Raw genomic sequence first — 18,002 nt, forward strand, 5'->3', positions numbered from 1 at the left:
AATGGCAGTTATTTGATCCTGAGCACGCGCGATCTAGGATGCCCTAGCGGCAATTGTTGCGACATTGCGGCCCCGCCCCCAACACTTTTGACGATTACTGCGCTTGGCGGCCTTCGCTATCGCATTCTCAACAATCAATCAGTTGGGAGAATTAAGCGATGGATCTCGGACTAAAGGGCAAGAAAGTCATCATGAATGGCGGTGCACATGGGCTGGGCCTCGCATCGCTCAAATTGTTTGCTGCTGAAGGCGCGGACGTTGCTTTCATGAGCCGCAAGGAAGACAAGATTGAAGCTGCGACGAAAGAGATTGATGCGGCTGGCTCCGGCAAAGTGCATGGTTCAGTTGTCGATATGGCTGACGGCGCGGACAATTATAAGAAATGGGTTGCCGACGCGGCAGAGGCGCTGGGCGGCTGCGATATCTTCGTGCACATGGCCAGTTCTTCCGGAACAGGCGGCACCGGAGATTGGCAGAACGGCCTTGATATGGACATTCTGGGCGCGGTCCACGCCATCGAAGTGCTGACCCCACATCTGGCTGAATCAGACAGCGGCTCGATTGTTCTGATGTCATCGACCGCCGCGCTAGAGACTTTTGTCGCGCCACAAGCGTTCAACGCGCTGAAGGCCGCGCTGATCACACATGGATCTCAACTGTCACAAGCTCTCGCGCCGCAGGGCATCAGAGTAAACTGCGTCAGCCCGGGTGCGATATATTACCCCGGCGGCAATTGGGAAGTGATCGAAGGCGTGATGCCAGAGCTGTTCAATGCGACACTCGCCAAAATGCCAATGGGTCGGTTCGGCAATGACGAAGAAGTGGCCAAAGCGGTCGTCTTCGTTGCCAGCCCGGCGGTGCCGTACATGACCGGGGCAAACATCGTCGTCGATGGCGGCTTTACGCAGCGCGTCCAGTTTTAATCCAATCACCGCACAGGAAGGGCCAAATTATGGCTGAGATAGACCGCGACAAGCTGCTCGATGTTTACACCCGCACCATGAAGGTGAACCGCACGGATGAAAAATTCCGCCAGCTGCTGATGCAAGGCAAGGTTGCCGTGATGTATTACTGTGTGCGCGGGCAGGAACTTGTGTCCGCCGCCGCCATGGCTGCGCTGGAGAAAGACGATTACGTCGTCTGCACCTATCGCGGACAGGGCGAGCAGACCGCCAAAGGCATCCCGATCGAGAAATGGTGGGGAGAATGCCTTGGCAAGGCAACGGGCACTTGCAAAGGCAAGGGCGGCACCATGCATATCACCGATCCCGACACCGGGATCATGGTGACGACCGGTGTTGTCGGCTCCGGCCTGCCGATTGCCAATGGCCTTGCAATGGCGAGCCAGAATAATGGTGACGGGCGTGTAACTCTGGTCAGCTTCGGTGATGGCGCCGCCAATATCGGCGGCTTTCACGAGGCTATGAACATGGCGCAGCTCTACAAGCTGCCTGTCATCTTCCTGTGCCAGAACAACCGGTATGGCGAGCATACTGCCTATGCCGATCACACCGACAGCCCCGACATTTCCAGCCGCGCCGCCGGCTATGGCATGAAAGGGATCAAGGTTGACGGCAATGATGTGAACCAGATCTACCCTGCGATGGAAGAGGCGGTTGCGCATGCCCGCTCGGGCAAGGGGCCAGTGCTGGTGGAGGCCATGTGTTACCGCATGATGGGTCACTTCTTCGGCTCGGATTTTTCTTACATGCCGCCAGAGCATATCGAGGAAATGAAGCGCGAAGATCCGTTGCCCAAACTGCGTGCAGTCATGCTTGAGCGGCAGTTCACCGAGGAAGAGCTCGACAAGATCGTGGCTGATATCGATGCGGAAATTGACGCAGCGGTCCAGCACGCGCTTGATGCGCCGCTGCCGGACACTGATGAAATCTACAAAGACGTGCTTGAGGAGACGGCGTAATGGCTGAGATTACCATGACGCAGGCTCTGAACCTCGCGATTGACGAGGCGATGGCCGAAGATGACGGCGTGTTCTGCCTGGGTGAAGATGTGGCCGCCAAGCAAGGAGGCGGTGTGTTCAAGATCACCTCTGGCCTGACCGAAAAATACGGCGAGCACCGCATCCGTGCGACGCCGATTTCCGAAACCGCGATTATTGGCGCCGCGGTGGGTGCCGCTCTCGCCGGGCAACGCCCGATCGCAGAGATCATGCTGATGAACTTTGTCGGCGTGTGCATGGACCAGATCGTCAATCACGCCGCGAAATTGCGCTTCATGTCAGGCGGCCAGACGCCATGTCCGATTGTGATTCGCACTACCACTGGCGTGGGTGTGGGCTTTGGCGGACAGCACTCGGACATGCTTGAGGCATGGTTCGCCCATGTCGCCGGTATTCATGTGGTCACCCCGTCGAACGCAGCCGATGCACGCGGTCTGATGCGTTCGGCCATCGACGCCAATGACCCTGTGGTCTTTATCGAGAATATCCTTTGCTATGGCCTGACTTCGGAAGACCCTGGCCCCGGCTACCGTGTGCCTTTGGGCAAGGCGGCTGTGGCTAAGGAAGGCAGCGATATCAGCCTCATCACCTATGGCCGTACCGTGTTGGATGCGCTGGAAGTGGCTGGCGAGCTCGACAAAGAAGGCATCAGCGTAGAGGTCATCGATCTGCGCACTATCGCGCCCTATGATGAGGCCACGGTGCTTGCATCGGTTAACAAAACCGGCCGCGCGCTGATCCTGCACGAAGCGGTTCGCCCCTTCGGAACCGGCGCGGAAATCGCTGCGAACATCCAGGAAAAATGCTGGGACAAGCTAAAAGGTCCGGTGCGCCGGATCGGCGGGACGTTCTCTGCCGTGCCATTCGCATCGCATCTGGAGCAGGCCTGGATCCCGCAAAAGAGCGATATCGTGAACCAGATCAAAGTGAGCGTAGGGAAGGCGTAAATGGCTGAAGAAATTCGCATTCCCAAGCTAGGCATGAGCGCGACAGAAGTAATTCTGGCCGAATGGATGTTCGGTGATGGCGAAGCTGTGACCAAGGGGGACATCATCTACACTGCTGAAACCGACAAGACGACGGTCGAGATTGAAGCGCAAGCTACTGGCATTATCAGGCCAACCGGCGAAGAGGGTGTCAAATACAAGGTCGGCGAAGTTATTGGCACCATTGAGTAGCGCTGATGGCTAGTCCTCGCGAGATACAGGCCGCTGTTTACGCCGCTGCTGGCGCGCGTGACTGGGACAAGGTGGAGTCGCTGCTGCATCCCGACTTCGTGCTTTACGAGGCTGATTGCCTGCCCTTTGCCGGCGAATGGCGGGGGAAAGACGCGCTGCAACGCTGCGCGGCGGCCATGTATGGCACATGGGCAGAGGCCAAGGTCGACATTCACGACATCACCGGCGGCGATACTCATGCGGTAACGGTGCTGACCCTGACCATGACGCCCAAGGGCGGCGGCGAAACGTTTAGCCAGACCGTGTGCGAAATGGGTGAGTTTGAAGACGGGCTGATGAAGTCGCTACGCATCCATTATTTCGACGCAGACGAAGTCGCGCGGAAAGCTGCAAGCTGATGACAATTACAAGAGTGTGCGTGCTCGGCGCGCCGGCCGATCAGGGGCAGCCACTTGTCGCGGAACTGCTGGGCGCTGGGTTCGAAGTGACGGCGGGCGTTCGGCGTGCGGATGCGATGAAAGACACGCCATGGCCTGACTTGCCGACGGTACACGCCGACATCACTGATGCGGATGCGATGGCTAAGGCATTTGAAGGCCAGGATGCCGCCGCGTTCCACCTACCTTTCGAGTTTGACCGGGCCAAAGCTGCGCATTTCGGGAAATGCATTGCCGAAGGGGCAAAGCGCGCAGGGCTGAAGAAGATCGTCTTCAACACCGCCTGCTATGTTGCGGATCACGATCTTGACCTGTCGGCGCATGATGGCAGGCGCGATATAGAGCGCGCGCTGGAAGAAACCGGCATCACGTGTGTGTTCATTGAGCCGACCGTGTTCATGGACAATCAGTACCGCATCTGGACGCGGCCCTTGATCATGCGCGACGGGATCTTTGCCTATCCTGCCAAGCCTGACTTGCTGATCAACTGGGTGTGCCTGGAGGACGTGGCGCAGGCGATGCGCCGCGCGCTGCAAACCGATGCGGCGGACGGCCTGCATGTGCCGCTGGGCGGGCCGGAGGCGCTGACGGGCGACCAGGTTGCGGCCAATTTGACCGAGGCGATCGGGCGACCGGTGCGGTTTCAGAGCCTCGCGCCGGAAGAATTCGCCGCCCGTATGAGCGAGCTTGTCACCGGCTCGCGCGAAGTGCAGCCGCTATCGATCTATGACGGGATGGCGAAGTTCTATTCATTCTATAACACGCAGCCCACGTCGCCTCTGCTGGTCGATCCGCAAGGTGCGCGCGACTTGCTGGGAATGGAGCACACCTCGCATCTGGACTGGGCGAAGTCGAAGGACTGGACGGCCGGGCTGGGTTAGAACCCGTCTATCACCACCACTCAGTCTTTTTCTTTGAGCGTTTCGAGATAGGCGAGCAAATTGGCGATATCGCCGTCTTCGAATACGAAGGCTGGCATTTCCATCGAATGCCCGATTTGAACTCCACGCTCGAACGATGCCTCTATTGCCCAATCCGGCAATCTTTTGGCCGCTCGGCGAAGGCTGGGCGCATTCGGGTTTGGCGAAACTCCGTCTTCCAGCGCATGGCAGCTGGCGCAATTCGCCTGAGCAAAAGCCCGGCCATCAGCCGCACTTTCCGAAAGAGCGTTCGCATCGCGATCGGTCACGCACGACGCGATGAGCAGCATATGGCCCCCTTACCCGCAGGTTATCGCAGTGTTGCAACCAAACACAAGCGTCTCCTACCTTGGGCTTTATGACGATCGCGGGATTCCCAAGGCCTGAAGCCCTTTAGAGCGTTTGTCCGTCGTCAAGCACAAAATCTGTGCCGGTGATGTATTCGGCGGCGTCAGAGCACAGCATCAACAGAGCCGCGTCGAGCCCCTCTTCGCCCATCAAACGCTTGCGCGGGAAACGTGCCATCTGGCGTTTGCCCGGCTCAGTATCAAACCAATCAGCATTGATATCAGTCCGGATATAGCCCGGCGAAATCGTGTTTACAGAAATGCCTGTGCGCGCCCATTCGCGCGCCATGCTGCGCGCCGCCTGTATCACCCCGGCCTTGCTGGCGGAGTAAGCGACCAGGCCGGGCGAGGGCTCAAAAGCTGTGATCGAGGCGATCATCACAATCCGTCCGTTCGGCACCTTGTTTGCGATCATCCGCTTCGCGCCTTCGCGCGCAGTCAGGATCGCACCCTTCAGGTTCACGCTGAGAGTGCGCTCGATCTCTTCCTCAGGCATTGATGTTGCCATGCCCGCACCGTCAATCCCGGCGTTGGCGACCACGGTATCGACCACGCCGCCGAAGGCTTCTTCTGCGGCATCGAAACCAGCTATAATGTCGGCCTCGCGCATGATATCCATCTGCACCGCGCGCGCGCGATCCCCGATTTCGTCGGCCAGTGATTGCAAACGATCTGCGCGCCTTGCTCCCAAAGCGACCTGCGCACCGGCCTCAGCGAGCAAGCGCCCGAAGCGCGCACCAAGGCCGGATGATGCGCCGGTGATCAGCGCGTTGCGCCCGCTCAGATCGAACGAGAAACCGCCCACTTAAGCAGGCAGTTCGCCGTTGATATACTTCATCAGCGTGGTCTGGAAATGGCGCACGCGGCTGTCCTGATAATGGCCCAACTCCATCATGCCGTCCTTCATCGCCTTCATCCCGGTCTGGACATGTGGCAGGTTCGCCATGTCCTGATCGAACACGCCGGCTAATGCTTCACCCATCGTGTCTTTCGCCCAGGCAAAGGGTTCGTCATCAGGGATGTAAAGACGCTCGACCGATTTAGGCCGTTTCTCGCCTTTGGGTGTCGGGAACAACAGCCGGATCTCCATGATGCACCAATCGGGTGTGTCGCCTGGCAGCCAGCGATAGCACAGCGTCGGCAAATAACCGATCCAGGGGCTGAAATTGGGGAAGATATTATACGTGAAATTGTCCAGAATCTCCGCGTCAGAAGCATCGGAATAGTCATAACCATACTGCTCGGCAAAGCCCTTACGCCCCGCATCGGCGAGCACTTTGCGCGCCATCAACGGATCGTTCTCGTCAAAATCACCGCCTTCCTCACTAGCTGCGAAACGGCGATTGGTATCGGCATCCGATCCGCCGGAGAACTGGTTCATCTTGTCGAGCACATAGCGCTGATCCTTGCCCGCGAGGTGCGGTGACAGAACCCCCGATGGCGTGATCGCGCGGTTGAAGTGATCGCCGATGTGGTCATAGCGGCTGTTCGCATCGCCGAGGAACGGCAGCAGCTGCGGGTGCGTGGTGACCGAATGCCAGGCTTCCATGAAAGCCTCGGCAGTCGCTTTCCAATTGGCGGGGATCTTCTTCGCCACCCACATTCCGGTGTAGCGGTTTTCCATGTCATAGCGATCATAATGCGCTGCCGCCGGGCCGAGCCAGGTCTTGAAGTCTGGCAGATCGTAATTCTCTGTGATCATCACAAAGCCTTGCCACAGTTCAACCCGGGCTTCAGGCAGGCTCATGTCCTTGTTCTTGAGGTGCTCGAAATCCCATTCACACGGGATTTCCTTCAAGCTGCCGTCGGTCTTCCATGTAAAGCCGTGGAACGGGCAGCGGAATTGTGTTGTTGTTCCGCTTTCGGTGCGCAGCTTGCGGCCGCGGTGCAGGCAAACGTTATACAGCGCTTTGACGCTGCCATCGCGTTGACGCGTGATCAGGAAGCTCTTCTGATTGATCTCGAAAACAACTGTATCGCCGGGTTCGGGCAATTCGTCTTCCCGCGCCGCAAACAGCCAGACGTTGGGCCATAGTTTCTCACGCTCAAGCCTGGCGAACTCCTCGCTGATATAGGGATCGACCGAAATCGGATCGTCCCCCATATCTGCCACGGTTTCCTCGAACAGATAGTCTGGCGGAGTGCGGGTATCCGCTTCGAGCATATTGGTATAGCTCATGCCCGGGCAGCGCGGTTCGTTAGCGATGTTCTTGATCTCGTTCATGGCGTTTTGACCCTCCTGCAGGCCATCTCCCTCGCAATTTACGCAGTGTTAGTTGGCATTTTTATCGCACAACCTGTGCTCAACGCATCCTATCGGATTGAAGAGGAGTACCAAGCCATGGCGCGCAGCGAAACGATTTCAGCCTTGGGCGATGTGATGCAGCTGGCCTTTGTGCCGGATGATTTCGACGCAGCGATAAAGCATTGGACCGAAACCATGGGGGTGGGGCCGTTCTACCTTATAGAAAACATCCATCTTGACGGGATGAAGTACAAGGGCGAGCCAACCGATGCGGTATTCACTTTGGCGCTTGCTTATTGGGGCGACATCCAGATCGAGTTGATCAAGCCGGAGAATGACGCGCCTTCAATCTATTCGGGTGAATATGCCGCAACCGAAGGGCTGCACCACGTTTGCATGCTGGTTGATGACATTGCCGAAGCGCGCCGCGTTTGCGCCCGGCAAGGCGCCGAAGTCGTGATCGAAGGCAAGTTTGGCACAAGCGAAGTGATCTATGTCGATCCCGGCAAAGGCACCGGCCATCTGGTCGAGATATTGCAGCAGGCGACCGACGGGCCCGATCTCTTTGGCATCATCAAGGCCGCCAGCGTCGACTGGGATGGCGGCGAGCCGGTGCGACGGTTCGGGTAACGTAGGCTATTCCGGCTTGCAACCAACCGGCGCGTAGCGCCGCAAGAGCGGAAGCGAAGTCGAAGACGCAGCTGACCGAAAGTCACCTGCAAGCCCGCCCGCAGCGACGGGGCCTCTAGGCCGTGTGAGCGAGGATGCCGCACGCCGGATGGCGTGCGGAATTCAAGATGAAGCGCCGAGATACCCCAGTTGGCCCGCCTTGAATATGGTCTGCGCGCGATTGACGCTGTCCAGTTTCTCGCCGGCGCGGTGGATGTGATAGCGGATCGTTGCGTGAGACCGCTCAAGGATCATGCTGATTTCCTTGTCAGTCTTGCCAATCGCTGCCCAGCGCAGGCATTCCACCTCGCGTTTCGACAGAACGCAGTCCGACGGGATCCGGCGTTTAGTTCGATGAGCTTGAACATAGCCGGCGATAAAGCGGCGCGTGATCTGTGAAAATAAAGAGCCGTGCAGCGCAAACTCTTCCGACAAATCGGTTTTCTCGCGATCAAGACTGATGAAGCTGTTCGCGGAGATTTGCCCAAAGGGGAGGTGGACCGGAATAACGATCGCAGCCTTGCACATGGAGCGCTTCTCAAAGTCCGAAAGGTCGATCTCTTCGAGGTAGGAATTCTTCCAGCGTGTGTGGAATCCTTGCTCGTTGACCCAGAAAGGCTCGCTTTCGTAGCGGCAGGCGCGGGGTAGCGGCGAGCTCAAAGCCAGACGGTGATCTTCCCACCATCGTTCCCCATTATCGACCCATCCGAACACGTCCGCATTCAGGATGGTGCCATCGGTATCAAGCATCGTCTCTTTCGATGAAATGTCATCGCACATGGAAACCTGCATGCCGTATTCTTCGGCAATCCTCGCAATGGCCAGCGCAGCGTCATGAATGTCTTCATCACAACGGATCGTAACCAGTTCGAGCAATTGATTGAGGCTTTCACGCCCTTGGGGCGTGCGCAATTCGACGATTTCTGCAGCCATGAGACTTGAGTCCTTTCATCTCCACGTCAGCCAACGCACCTTGGTGGTGCAGGTTGGCTTTATCCTCTTTTTGGGCAGGCACTCTTTGCGGTGCCACTTGTTAGGTAGGGGACGCTATCAAAGAGTCGGAGTAATGGCGAGTCATGGTTTGGCAGGGTGATAATTTTGGCATTGCTTTGAAAGCGTTAGCCCGGGCCATTGAACCGGATCGGCCAGCTTTGGTGCAGGGGGGGCGGATCGTTGGCTGGTCGCAGCTCGATTCGCTGACTGACCGGATCGCGGCTGGGCTAACTGCGCGCGGCTTGAAGCCGGGCGATGTGGCCGGGCAAATGCTGCGCAATACGCCCGATTACATCCTGGCCTATTTCGGATGCATCAAAGCCGGTGTCACTCCGGTCAATGTGAATTACCATTACAAGGACCGCGAACTGGCGGATATTTTCAGTCGTTTTGGATTGAAAGCCCTGTTTGTAGAGAGCGATTTTGCGAACAGCGCGGGCGCGGCCATGCCTGATGGTGCTTTGACTATTGATGTCGGAAGCACGGGTTGGGCGGACTTGCAGTCCAGCGTCGCTCCCCCCGATTTCGCGCCACACGATCACAAGCAAGCGCTGTTCTTCACCGCAACTGGCGGCACAACCGGCATGCCCAAAGCCGTGATGTGGCCATTCGAAGCGGCGTGGCAGGCCTTCGGCATTTCAGTGTGGCAGCGCGGAATGGGGGAGCCGCCTCTCGTGGCGACATCACTGGAAGAACAAGCCGCCGAAGCAGCAAAGATCGGCCCCGATCATCCCGCATCCACCTCGCCGCTCTTGCTGCTTAGCCCGCTAATGCACGGGGCGGGGCAGTTCTCGGCTGTGATCCATTTGCTGAAAGGTGGAACGCTGGCGATGCTGCCATCGGAGAAATTCGATGCCGATCTGACGATTGACGAGGTTAAACGTTTGGGCGCGCGAAACCTGTTCATGGTTGGCGATGCCTTCGCTCTGCCGCTGGCCGATGCGCTTGACGCGCGCGACGATGCTGTCGATGCGATGAAGAGCCTGCGTATGGTAACCTCGTCTGGCGCGGTGTTCTCCGAGAGCAATAAGATGCGGCTGATCAAACACAATCCGCAGCTGATGGTGTTTGATGCCTTGGGCTCTTCCGAAAGTTCGGGAACGGCGATTGTCATTACCACTGCCGCTGGTTCGAGCGGGGGCGGCAAGTTTCAGGCGCTGCCTGGCCGCTCAACCAAGCTTTTCGATGCGGATCTCAATGAAATCAAACCGGGCGAAGATGGCATTGGCATTGTCGCGCGCTCTGGCCCCTTGCCGCTCGGCTATCTCGGCGAAGACGAGAAAAACGCGAAGACTTTCCCGGAAATCGATGGCCAGCGCTATTTGATGACGGGCGATCAGGCGCGCTGGGGCGCGGACGGCACGATGGAATTCATCGGGCGGGACAATATGTGCATCAACACCGGCGGGGAGAAGGTCTTTCCGGAGGAAGTCGAGGCAGTGCTGCAAGAGCACGCCGGTGTGAAGGATGTGCGCATCGTGAGCCTGCCAGACCCGCGCTTTGGCCGGAAAGTTGTGGCGGTGGTGCAGCCAGACGGCGATGCGGATGGGCTGCAAGAGGCACTGGACACTGCCGCGCGTGAAGGGCTCGCCGGCTACAAAATACCGCGCACCTATTTCTTCACGGACACATCGCTGCGATTGAACAATGGCAAGCCTGATTACAAGGCCGCACAAGCCATCGCGAATGAGGGGTAAAACTTACCCCGTCGCCCGATCCGCTTTGTCCGCCGCGTTGGTGCCTTTGATCATCGCGCGCAGCTGTTCCCACTCGGCATCACCAAGCCCTTGCAGCGTGGACCAGAACGTGCCGCCGGTCGCCTGATAACCAGCCCCATCGATCGCGATGGTCTGCCCGTTCACATATTCCGCGCCCGGTCCCATCAGGAACACCGCGAGATTGGCCAGCTCGTGCATTTCGCCGTGGCGGCCCATCGGGTTGATCTCATTATTTGAATTGCCGCCGCGCCCGCCGGGGGAGAGCCGCGCGCTCATCCCCTTGGTCGGGAAGAGGCCCGGCGCGATGGCGTTGAAGCGCATGTTGTGACGGCCCCATTCGACTGCCAGACTTTGCGTCATGGTGTTGATCGCGCTTTTCGACATGGCAGACGGCACGACAAAGGCCGATCCGTTCCATACCCAAGTGGTCAGGATCGAAAGGACATTGCAGCGCCCCTTCTCGGCAATGATCCGCTTGCCGACATTGTGCGTGACATAGAACGTGCCGCGGAAAACGATGTCGGCAATAGCGTTGAAGCCATTGACTGACAGGTCTTCGGTGCGGCTGATGAAATTGCCTGCTGCATTGTTGACGAGGCCGGTCAGCGGCCCGTCCGCCCAGATCTGGTCGATCATCGCGTTGATCGCATCGGCATCGCGGATATCGCAAGCAATGCCCACGACTTTGCCGCCGTGTTCGGCCATCAATTCCTGCGCAGTCTCATCAAGCTTGTTCTGCCGCCGCCCGCAAATATAGACGGTCGCGCCCAACTTCAGGAACGCCTCGGTCATCTCGCGGCCCAATCCAGTACCGCCTCCGGTCACGAGAATTCGCTCGCTCTCCATCAGGCCGGGGCGAAACATCAACTGCGATACATCCATGAATGGGTCTTTCTATTGAGAAGGGGGCTCAGAGACCGAGAACGGTCTTTGCGATGATGTTCTTCTGCACTTCGTCCGATCCGCCAAAAATCGTAGATGCACGATTGTTCAGATACTTGCCCATCGCAATCTGCGCGACTTGGCTGCCAACCGGCTCCGGCACTTCATTGCCATAGAGCGGCCGATCAACCGGCAGTTGCAGCGCATCATAACCGAGCAGTTCCAGACGCATTGTGTCCACGGCCTGGCCGATGTTGGAGCCAAGTAATTTGACGAGCGAGGTTTGCGGCCCTGGCGCGCGGCCCTTGGCAAGGTCTGCCAGAATACGCAGCTCGGTGACTTCAAGCGCTTCGGCATCCAGCCTTGTCCGCGCGAGCTTGTCACGGAAGCGCGGATCATGCGCAACTGCGCCATTGACACCCGACGGCTGCGTCTTCGCCAATTCTTGCAAGCGATCAATGCTTTGCAGTAAGCGCGGGGCGTAGCACGATCCGCCGCGCTCGTTCTCCAGCAGGAATTTGGCAATTGTCCAGCCTGCGCCTTCTTCGCCGATGCGGTTCTCGACTGAAGTCACGGCATCGGTGAAAAAGACCTGATTGACTTCATGATCACCCGACATCGAATGGATCGGCGTCACTTCAACGCCCGGCTGATCCATCGGGATTAGCAAGAAAGTGATACCTTGCTGCTTCTTGCCGCTGTTGTCTGTCCTAACCAGCGCGAAAATCCAGTCCGCGTGATGGGCATGCGTCGTCCAGATTTTTGATCCGTTGACGACATATTGGTCACCCTCCAGCCGTGCTGCGGTTTTGAGCGAAGCCAGATCCGAGCCGGAGCCCGGTTCCGAGTACCCCTGGCACCAGTAATGCTCGCCTTTAAGCAGAGGCGGCAGGAACCGGTCCTTCTGTTCCTGTGTGCCGAATTCGCAAATCACCGGACCTACCAGGCGCAGACCCAGAATCGAGATCGCAGGTGCGCCGGCCAGCGCGCATTCCTTTTCAAAGATGAAGCGCTGCGTCGGGGTCCAACCGGTGCCGCCATCTGCCTCAGGCCAGTGATAGGCAAGCCACCCTTTCTCATTCAGGATGCGGTGCCATTCCATCCCGATGTCCGGCTCCACAAACACGCCTGGTGTGCGGCGCGCACCATCTTTGAGATGTTCGGGCAGGCTTTCCTTCAGGAACGCGCGCACTTCGTCGCGAAATGCCAGGTCTTCGGGTGAGAAATCCATGTCCATGGCTTATTCCCCTTCTCTCATGGCCCATGCGATTCCCCGTCGCAGCAGGTCATAATAAACGTCGTAGTTCCAGGCGCACATTTCCTTGTGCGGGTAAAAATCCGCCATTCCGGGCAGGTCATAATGCCCGCGGCAATGGCCCAGCGCATTGTAGACGATGCGTCCCTTGCCGATGTCGCGCGTGTACAGGATCGGAACGGTCGTCTTGTCCCAATGTTCCTTGGTGAAGCCGGTCGCTTCGCCTTCGAACGTGGTCTGCATCAGCGTGTCGATCGGCGCGGTGGTTTCTGACAGGTAAAGTTCGTCGACAATCTCGAAATCGTCGATCCCGCGGGTCAATTCATGGTCCTTGTTGACCACCTCCACGGGGAATGGGCCAATCGGCGGGTGCGCCTTGAACTGCGTGCCGAGCATTTCCATCAAGCCGGTTGTATCGTCGGGCGCATCGACCAGCCCGCTCTCGGTAAAGACCAGAATCGAATTGGTCCCATGCAGCGCCAGCCATTTGCCGCCCGCCTCCAACCAGCTACGCAATTGCTGCGCCTGTTCCTTGGTCGGGAGCAGGTCGCAAGTATAGGTGACGAGGAAACGGCATTGGTCGAGCCGCTCGAGTCCGGAATAGTCCGCCGCCACGGTGGTGCGGATATGCGGGTGCTCCATTAGCAGTTTGAGCACCTCCAGCCGCGCATAATCGATATCGTGATACTTGCCCGCGGCAATGAAATGCGCGTCGATCCGGGTTGCTGGTTTTTCTGCCATACTAGCTCCTGATGCTGCCTCCGCCATCGACCGTAATGTCGCAGCCGGTGGTGAAGCTGGCTTCGTCGCTGGCGAGCCAGACAACCGCGCGTGCGACTTCCTCGGGCTCGCCGATACGGTTCATGGGATGGGTCGCGGCGAAATCGCGTTCGATGTTTTCCGGCTCATCTGCGCCTGAATATTTGTAGCGATTGTACATCGGCGTGCGGATTGCACCGGGGTGTACCATGTTTGCACGGATCGGCACCCCGCGTTCAGCGCAATCAAGCGCGACCGAACGGGTCAGGCCAAGCAGGCCTGCTTTGGATGCGCTGTAGGCGGCGACAAAGGCGGCGGCACGAATTGCGATCATCGATCCGATATTCACGATAGCGCCCGGCTCGCCGCTTGCTTCCATCGCGGGCAGTGCCGCGCGCATGCCGTAATATGGTCCGTTGAGATTGATGTCGATTGTGCGTTCCCACGTGTCGAGCGTGCCGTCGACCACGTTCCCGGGTTCGGAGATTCCGGCGATATTGCACAGCACCGTCAGCTTGCCGAAGCGTTCTTGCGTCGCCTTTACTGCTTCATGCCACTGATCGAGATTTCGTACATCGAGTTCGAAGGCCTCGGTATTCTCGCCCAGTTCCTCGGCCAGCTCGCGCGCCTTGTCGATCTGGACATCGCACAGCATCACGCTGCCGCCTTCTTCCACGATCATCCGGCCAACCGTGGCGCCGATCCCTTCCGCGCCGCCGGTGACCAGCGCAACCTTTCCGCTCATGCGTCCCAAATGCGTGTCTCCCCTCAGCTTTGCAGAATTGCCACGGCGCTAAGCCCCGGCGCGCCATAAACATGGCTGTATCCGGTCTTCGCGCCTTCAACCTGTCGCTCGCCTGCGCGCCCACGCAATTGCTGGACGTTTTCATAGACTTGACGAAGGCCAGACGCGCCGATCGGCTCGCCGCAGGCCAGGCATCCACCATCGGTGTTCACCGGCAGCTTGCCGCCAATCTCGGACCAGCCATTGGCAAGCCATTCTTCCTGCTCGCCATCCTTGCAAAATCCGTTTTCGGCCATGTGCATGATTTCCGCGCCGCTTTCGGTGTCTTGCAATTGAGCAACGTCGATGTCTTCCGGGCCGATCCCTGCGCCTTCAAACGCAGCCTGACTGGCAAGCACTGTGGGCTTGCCGCCTTCCTTGATGCTGACGCCGGCCTGGAACACTTCGAAACTGTCCGGCGGGCGGGTCTTCACCGCGACCTTGGCTATTTTCACCCCGTGTGCGCCCAGTTCCTTCATCTTCTTTTCAGATGCCAGGATCAGCGCGACACCGCCTTCTGCCGGGGCGCAGAACATGTATTTGGTCAGCGGATCATTGATCATCGGCGCGTTCATGATCGTGTCGAGATCGATCGGGCTGCGCCGCCACGCATGCGGCGTGATGGTGCCGTTCTTGAACGCCTTTTCCGCCACCCGGCCCAGTGTCGTGCGGCTGATCCCGTGCAACTGCATATAACGCTGGATCTTCAATGCGAAGAATTGCGTGGTCAGCATCATGCCCGTTTGGCCGTACCATTCGGGCAGGCCATAATCGGATGGCTTAGCATTGAACGCACCGCGCGGGTGCTTATCGAAACCGACCGCCAGCGCGAGATCGTAAAACCCGCTGGCGATTGCCATTTGCGCTGAAACCAGCGCGCTGCCGCCGGTCGCGCAACCATTCGCGACATTGGTGAAGGGCAGGCTGGTCAGCCCCAGCTCGTTGACCATGATATCGGCGCTGCCTGCGGCGGCTGATCCGCCATAGGCGCATTCGATATCGGTCCACTCAAGGCCGGCATCTGCCATTGCTTCACGTACTGCAAAGACACCCTGTTCGCGGCCTGATCGACCGTCTGTGCGCCCGAAGGGATGGATGCCTGCGCCGATGATATATACGTCTTCACTCACGAGCTTTTCTCCGGCCGATAGGCAAAGGTGCAATGCGTGTCGCTGAACGGCGCGAGGCAGAATTCCATCGGCATGCCCAGCTCCAGCTTTTCAAGCGTGGCATCGACAATGCGGCTTTCGACGATCACTTCGCCCGGCAGTTCGATATAACCCAGGAGGAACGGCTTGAAGTCCGGCGGCCCCTCATTCTCACCGCTACCCCAGCCTTCGTATGGTTCCTTGGGCAGGAAGCCCTGACTGGTCCAGCTCCACAGCTTGCCATGGCGCGATAGCTTGACCGGTTCGACATCTTTCGCAGCGTCGCCTTGCGGCATGGGAAACACAATCTCGCCAGATGGCAAGCGGCCACCCATCAGGTGGGGTTCGCCATCATTGCTCCACAGATCGGGATCAACCGGTGCGAGCGCGCCCATCACGCGGCCTCCGCGTAGTGAACAAGATTGGTGTCCACATCGCCAAACAGTTTGGACAACAGCAGCACGCGTTTCATCGCGTGGCCGATCGCCAGTTCATCGGTAATGCCCATGCCGCCGTGCATCTGCACCGCTTCGCGCGCGATGTGATCGACGTTCTCTGTGATGTAAGCTTTTGCGCCCGCAGCCTGATGTTGCCAGGCTGCACTGTCGGACGTGTCCGTCAGCGCCGCGCGGTATAGCATTGATCGAGCTTGCTCGATCCGCGCATAGCAATCCACCAGGCGGTGCTGCAGCGCCTGGAAACTGCCGATTGGTACGCCGAATTGCTCGCGCTCCTTGACGTAAACGAGCGTATCCTCAAGCAATCTCTGGCCCAGACCGACCATTTCGGCGGCGGCCAGCAACCGTACTTCGGCGATCGCCTGATCAAGCAAGCCCGGGGCCAGATCAAGCTTCTCTCCCGTCACACGTGTAAAGCGTAATTCGCCAGCCATGCTGCCATCAGCCATGCGATATGCGCGGGTTTCGAGTCCCGGCGCATTGGCAGCCACGATAAAGAACTCAGTCGCGCCACCGTCTTGCGCAGACACGATAAACTGGTCTGCCAATGCAGCGCCTAAAACAAAGGTTTTCTCACCGGTAATTGTGCCGCTATCACTCTTGGTCTGTTTCGCTTCCAGACTGTAACGCTGATTGCGTTCAGCCCATGCAAGAGCGGTGAAGCTTTCGCCGGACAGCACGCCATCCAGGGCTGTCTCCGCACTTGCCGCTGCGAGCAGTTTTGCCGGAAGAACCCCGTTCTCCAGCCATGGGTCAGGGGAATTGGCCCTCCCGATCGCTTCACCGACCAGAGCCAGGTCAAGGATCGAACCTCCCATACCGCCCGCCTCTTCGCTTGCAGCCAGCGCTATCAGTCCCAACTCTGCCAACTCCTGCCAACGCGCAGGATCATACCCGCCATCATTCATGCGCAGCTTGCGCCGCGCCTCGACATCGATGGGGGCGGTGAAGCGCTCTACAGTCGCGCGAAACAGCTCCTGCTCTTCGGACAGATCGAAGTTCATTTGGCCACCTCATATGTGATCGGCAGCTTGGTTACCCCGCGCAGCATGATGTTGGGCAGGACTGTGATCCCGCCTTCATCTGCTAGCTGGAAATTGTCGAGCCGCTCCAGAAGCTCGTCAAAGGCGACGAACATTTCCTTGCGGCTCAGCATATTGCCCACACACATATGTGGGCCTTTCCCAAATGCCAGATGCGCGCGCGCGTTCTTGCGATCAATCAGGAATGCGTCCGGGTCTTCGAACTTGGCAGGATCGCGGTTTGCAGCGGCGTAGCGCACTTGCAGCATCGACCCGGCTGCGATCTTCTCGCCGCCCAGTTCAACGTCTTTCTTGACCACGCGCCAGATGCCCGCGCTGGGCGATTCATATCGCAGCATTTCTTCGACCATATTCTGGATCAGTTTGGGATCGCGCCCCCCGGCCGCAGCTTTTGCTTTGGCCATCTGGTCTGGATTGCGGATCAGCTGAAGCAATCCGCCCGCGATGGTAGATGTGGTGGTCTCGTTTCCGGCGACCATGAATTGCTGCATGATCGACATGATTTCCTCGTCGGTCAGCGGGGTCTCGCCTTCGACCCGTGCTTCAACGAGGTCGGTCAAAAGGTCATCACCGCCATTGGCACGGCGATCATCGATCAGCCCTTTCATGTAACGCTGGTAATCGACGAAGCTGCGCGCGCATTCCAACTCGCGCTCGCGGCTGATCAGTTGGCTGAAGCGGTCGACCGCTGCATCGGACCAGTCCTTCACTTGCTTGGGGTCGTTATCCAGCCCGATTTGCTGTGCGATCATGGCGACGGGCAAGGGAATCGCGAAGTCCTCCACAAAGTCACCGCTGCCCTTTTCCGCCATCTTGGCGATCAGTTCGATCGACTTCTTGCGCATGTCGGCTTCGATCGCGTTCACGCGCGGGGCAGAGAATGCGAGGTTCACCAGCTTGCGGTTGCGGGTATGGATCGGGTGATCGGCGGTCAGCAGCGTAGGCGGGTTGTCCCACCCTTCCGCAAGAATTGCATCAATCTCATCATCGGCGGCGCCCATCAACGACGCAAAATCATTGGAGTAGATTTCCGGTTTGGCGGTTACTTCCGACACCAGTTCATAGGAATAGACCACCCAGGCATTGGCTTCAGCCACAAACTCGAGCTTGACCCCGGCTTCGTGTGCCTCACGATAATAGTCGAACGGATCGACCAGTGTTTCCGGTGCGAACAGATTGCCGGCAGGCTTGTTCATTGTTGCTGCT

General features: G+C 58.5%; 20 protein-coding genes. 8 read left to right on the top strand and 12 right to left on the bottom strand.

Annotated features, from left to right (window positions below; genetic code table 11):
* The first annotated feature begins 158 nt into the window (after positions 1 to 158).
* From QZ487_RS02965 to QZ487_RS02990, 6 genes are read left to right on the top strand one after another with little or no spacing between them, the layout of a single operon-like run.
* Positions 159 to 923, top strand: a complete 765-nt coding sequence (locus tag QZ487_RS02965) for an SDR family oxidoreductase (RefSeq protein ID WP_285976301.1) — start codon at positions 159 to 161, stop codon at positions 921 to 923.
* Positions 924 to 952: 29 nt separating this feature from the next.
* Entirely contained in the window at positions 953 to 1,921 is a 969-nt protein-coding gene (locus QZ487_RS02970; protein ID WP_285976302.1) for a thiamine pyrophosphate-dependent dehydrogenase E1 component subunit alpha, read from the top strand.
* Positions 1,921 to 2,907: a pyruvate dehydrogenase complex E1 component subunit beta gene (locus QZ487_RS02975; RefSeq protein ID WP_296023276.1), complete on the top strand. Its 987-nt coding sequence runs from the start codon at positions 1,921 to 1,923 to the stop codon at positions 2,905 to 2,907. The genes QZ487_RS02970 and QZ487_RS02975 overlap by 1 nt, the downstream gene beginning before the upstream one ends.
* Positions 2,908 to 3,138: a lipoyl domain-containing protein gene (locus QZ487_RS02980; protein WP_285976304.1), complete on the top strand. Its 231-nt coding sequence runs from the start codon at positions 2,908 to 2,910 to the stop codon at positions 3,136 to 3,138. It abuts the gene before it with no gap.
* Between the two features lie 5 nt (positions 3,139 to 3,143).
* Positions 3,144 to 3,536 (top strand): nuclear transport factor 2 family protein, encoded by a 393-nt coding sequence (locus QZ487_RS02985; protein WP_285976305.1) that lies wholly within the window; start codon positions 3,144 to 3,146, stop codon positions 3,534 to 3,536.
* Positions 3,536 to 4,456, top strand: coding sequence for an SDR family oxidoreductase (locus tag QZ487_RS02990; protein ID WP_285976306.1), 921 nt, complete (start codon positions 3,536 to 3,538; stop codon positions 4,454 to 4,456). The genes QZ487_RS02985 and QZ487_RS02990 overlap by 1 nt, the downstream gene beginning before the upstream one ends.
* A 20-nt stretch (positions 4,457 to 4,476) precedes the next feature.
* Here QZ487_RS02990 and QZ487_RS02995 read toward each other — a convergent pair whose 3' ends face one another.
* The 3 genes from QZ487_RS02995 to QZ487_RS03005 all read right to left on the bottom strand — a co-directional run bounded on the left by QZ487_RS02995 (position 4,477) and on the right by QZ487_RS03005 (position 7,066).
* Positions 4,477 to 4,785: a cytochrome c gene (locus tag QZ487_RS02995; protein WP_285976307.1), complete on the bottom strand. Its 309-nt coding sequence runs from the start codon at positions 4,783 to 4,785 to the stop codon at positions 4,477 to 4,479.
* A 103-nt stretch (positions 4,786 to 4,888) separates the two neighbouring features.
* Positions 4,889 to 5,647: an SDR family NAD(P)-dependent oxidoreductase gene (locus tag QZ487_RS03000; RefSeq protein WP_296023278.1), complete on the bottom strand. Its 759-nt coding sequence runs from the start codon at positions 5,645 to 5,647 to the stop codon at positions 4,889 to 4,891.
* Positions 5,648 to 7,066: an aromatic ring-hydroxylating dioxygenase subunit alpha gene (locus tag QZ487_RS03005; protein WP_285976309.1), complete on the bottom strand. Its 1,419-nt coding sequence runs from the start codon at positions 7,064 to 7,066 to the stop codon at positions 5,648 to 5,650.
* 117 nt (positions 7,067 to 7,183) lie between these two features.
* Between QZ487_RS03005 and QZ487_RS03010 the strand changes: the two genes are divergently transcribed.
* Entirely contained in the window at positions 7,184 to 7,717 is a 534-nt protein-coding gene (locus tag QZ487_RS03010; protein WP_285976310.1) for a VOC family protein, read from the top strand.
* A gap of 162 nt (positions 7,718 to 7,879) precedes the next feature.
* On the opposite strand, the gene QZ487_RS03015 is transcribed toward QZ487_RS03010, so the two are convergent.
* Positions 7,880 to 8,689 carry a LuxR C-terminal-related transcriptional regulator gene (locus QZ487_RS03015; RefSeq protein WP_285976311.1) on the bottom strand — a complete coding sequence of 270 codons (810 nt, stop codon included), beginning with the start codon at positions 8,687 to 8,689 and terminating at the stop codon, positions 7,880 to 7,882.
* A 143-nt stretch (positions 8,690 to 8,832) separates the two neighbouring features.
* Here QZ487_RS03015 and QZ487_RS03020 point away from each other — a divergent pair, with 143 nt between their 5' ends.
* Positions 8,833 to 10,446 (top strand): AMP-binding protein, encoded by a 1,614-nt coding sequence (locus tag QZ487_RS03020; protein WP_296023280.1) that lies wholly within the window; start codon positions 8,833 to 8,835, stop codon positions 10,444 to 10,446.
* 3 nt (positions 10,447 to 10,449) lie between these two features.
* Here the strand turns inward: QZ487_RS03020 and QZ487_RS03025 are convergent, their stop codons facing one another.
* The 8 genes from QZ487_RS03025 to QZ487_RS03060 are packed head-to-tail and all read right to left on the bottom strand — an operon-like array spanning position 10,450 to position 17,992.
* Complete coding sequence (locus QZ487_RS03025; RefSeq protein ID WP_285976313.1) at positions 10,450 to 11,349, bottom strand: SDR family oxidoreductase; 900 nt, start codon at positions 11,347 to 11,349, stop codon at positions 10,450 to 10,452.
* 28 nt (positions 11,350 to 11,377) lie between these two features.
* Positions 11,378 to 12,586, bottom strand: a complete 1,209-nt coding sequence (locus QZ487_RS03030; RefSeq protein WP_285976314.1) for an acyl-CoA dehydrogenase family protein — start codon at positions 12,584 to 12,586, stop codon at positions 11,378 to 11,380.
* Between the two features lie 3 nt (positions 12,587 to 12,589).
* Positions 12,590 to 13,345, bottom strand: coding sequence for a ThuA domain-containing protein (locus QZ487_RS03035; RefSeq protein WP_285976315.1), 756 nt, complete (start codon positions 13,343 to 13,345; stop codon positions 12,590 to 12,592).
* Position 13,346: 1 nt separating this feature from the next.
* Positions 13,347 to 14,108 carry an SDR family oxidoreductase gene (locus tag QZ487_RS03040; RefSeq protein WP_285976316.1) on the bottom strand — a complete coding sequence of 254 codons (762 nt, stop codon included), beginning with the start codon at positions 14,106 to 14,108 and terminating at the stop codon, positions 13,347 to 13,349.
* Positions 14,109 to 14,131: 23 nt separating this feature from the next.
* Entirely contained in the window at positions 14,132 to 15,277 is a 1,146-nt protein-coding gene (locus QZ487_RS03045) for a thiolase family protein (RefSeq protein WP_285976317.1), read from the bottom strand.
* Positions 15,274 to 15,690 carry an OB-fold domain-containing protein gene (locus tag QZ487_RS03050; protein ID WP_285976318.1) on the bottom strand — a complete coding sequence of 139 codons (417 nt, stop codon included), beginning with the start codon at positions 15,688 to 15,690 and terminating at the stop codon, positions 15,274 to 15,276. Before QZ487_RS03050 ends, QZ487_RS03045 begins: the two co-directional genes overlap by 4 nt.
* On the bottom strand, positions 15,690 to 16,757 hold the full coding sequence (locus QZ487_RS03055; RefSeq protein WP_285976319.1) for an acyl-CoA dehydrogenase family protein: 1,068 nt from the start codon (positions 16,755 to 16,757) through the stop codon (positions 15,690 to 15,692). Before QZ487_RS03055 ends, QZ487_RS03050 begins: the two co-directional genes overlap by 1 nt.
* Positions 16,754 to 17,992, bottom strand: coding sequence for a cytochrome P450 (locus QZ487_RS03060; RefSeq protein WP_285976320.1), 1,239 nt, complete (start codon positions 17,990 to 17,992; stop codon positions 16,754 to 16,756). Before QZ487_RS03060 ends, QZ487_RS03055 begins: the two co-directional genes overlap by 4 nt.
* Positions 17,993 to 18,002 lie beyond the last annotated feature (10 nt).

This window comes from uncultured Altererythrobacter sp. (genome assembly GCF_913057185.1).
GTDB classification, from domain to species: domain Bacteria; phylum Pseudomonadota; class Alphaproteobacteria; order Sphingomonadales; family Sphingomonadaceae; genus Erythrobacter; species Erythrobacter rubellus.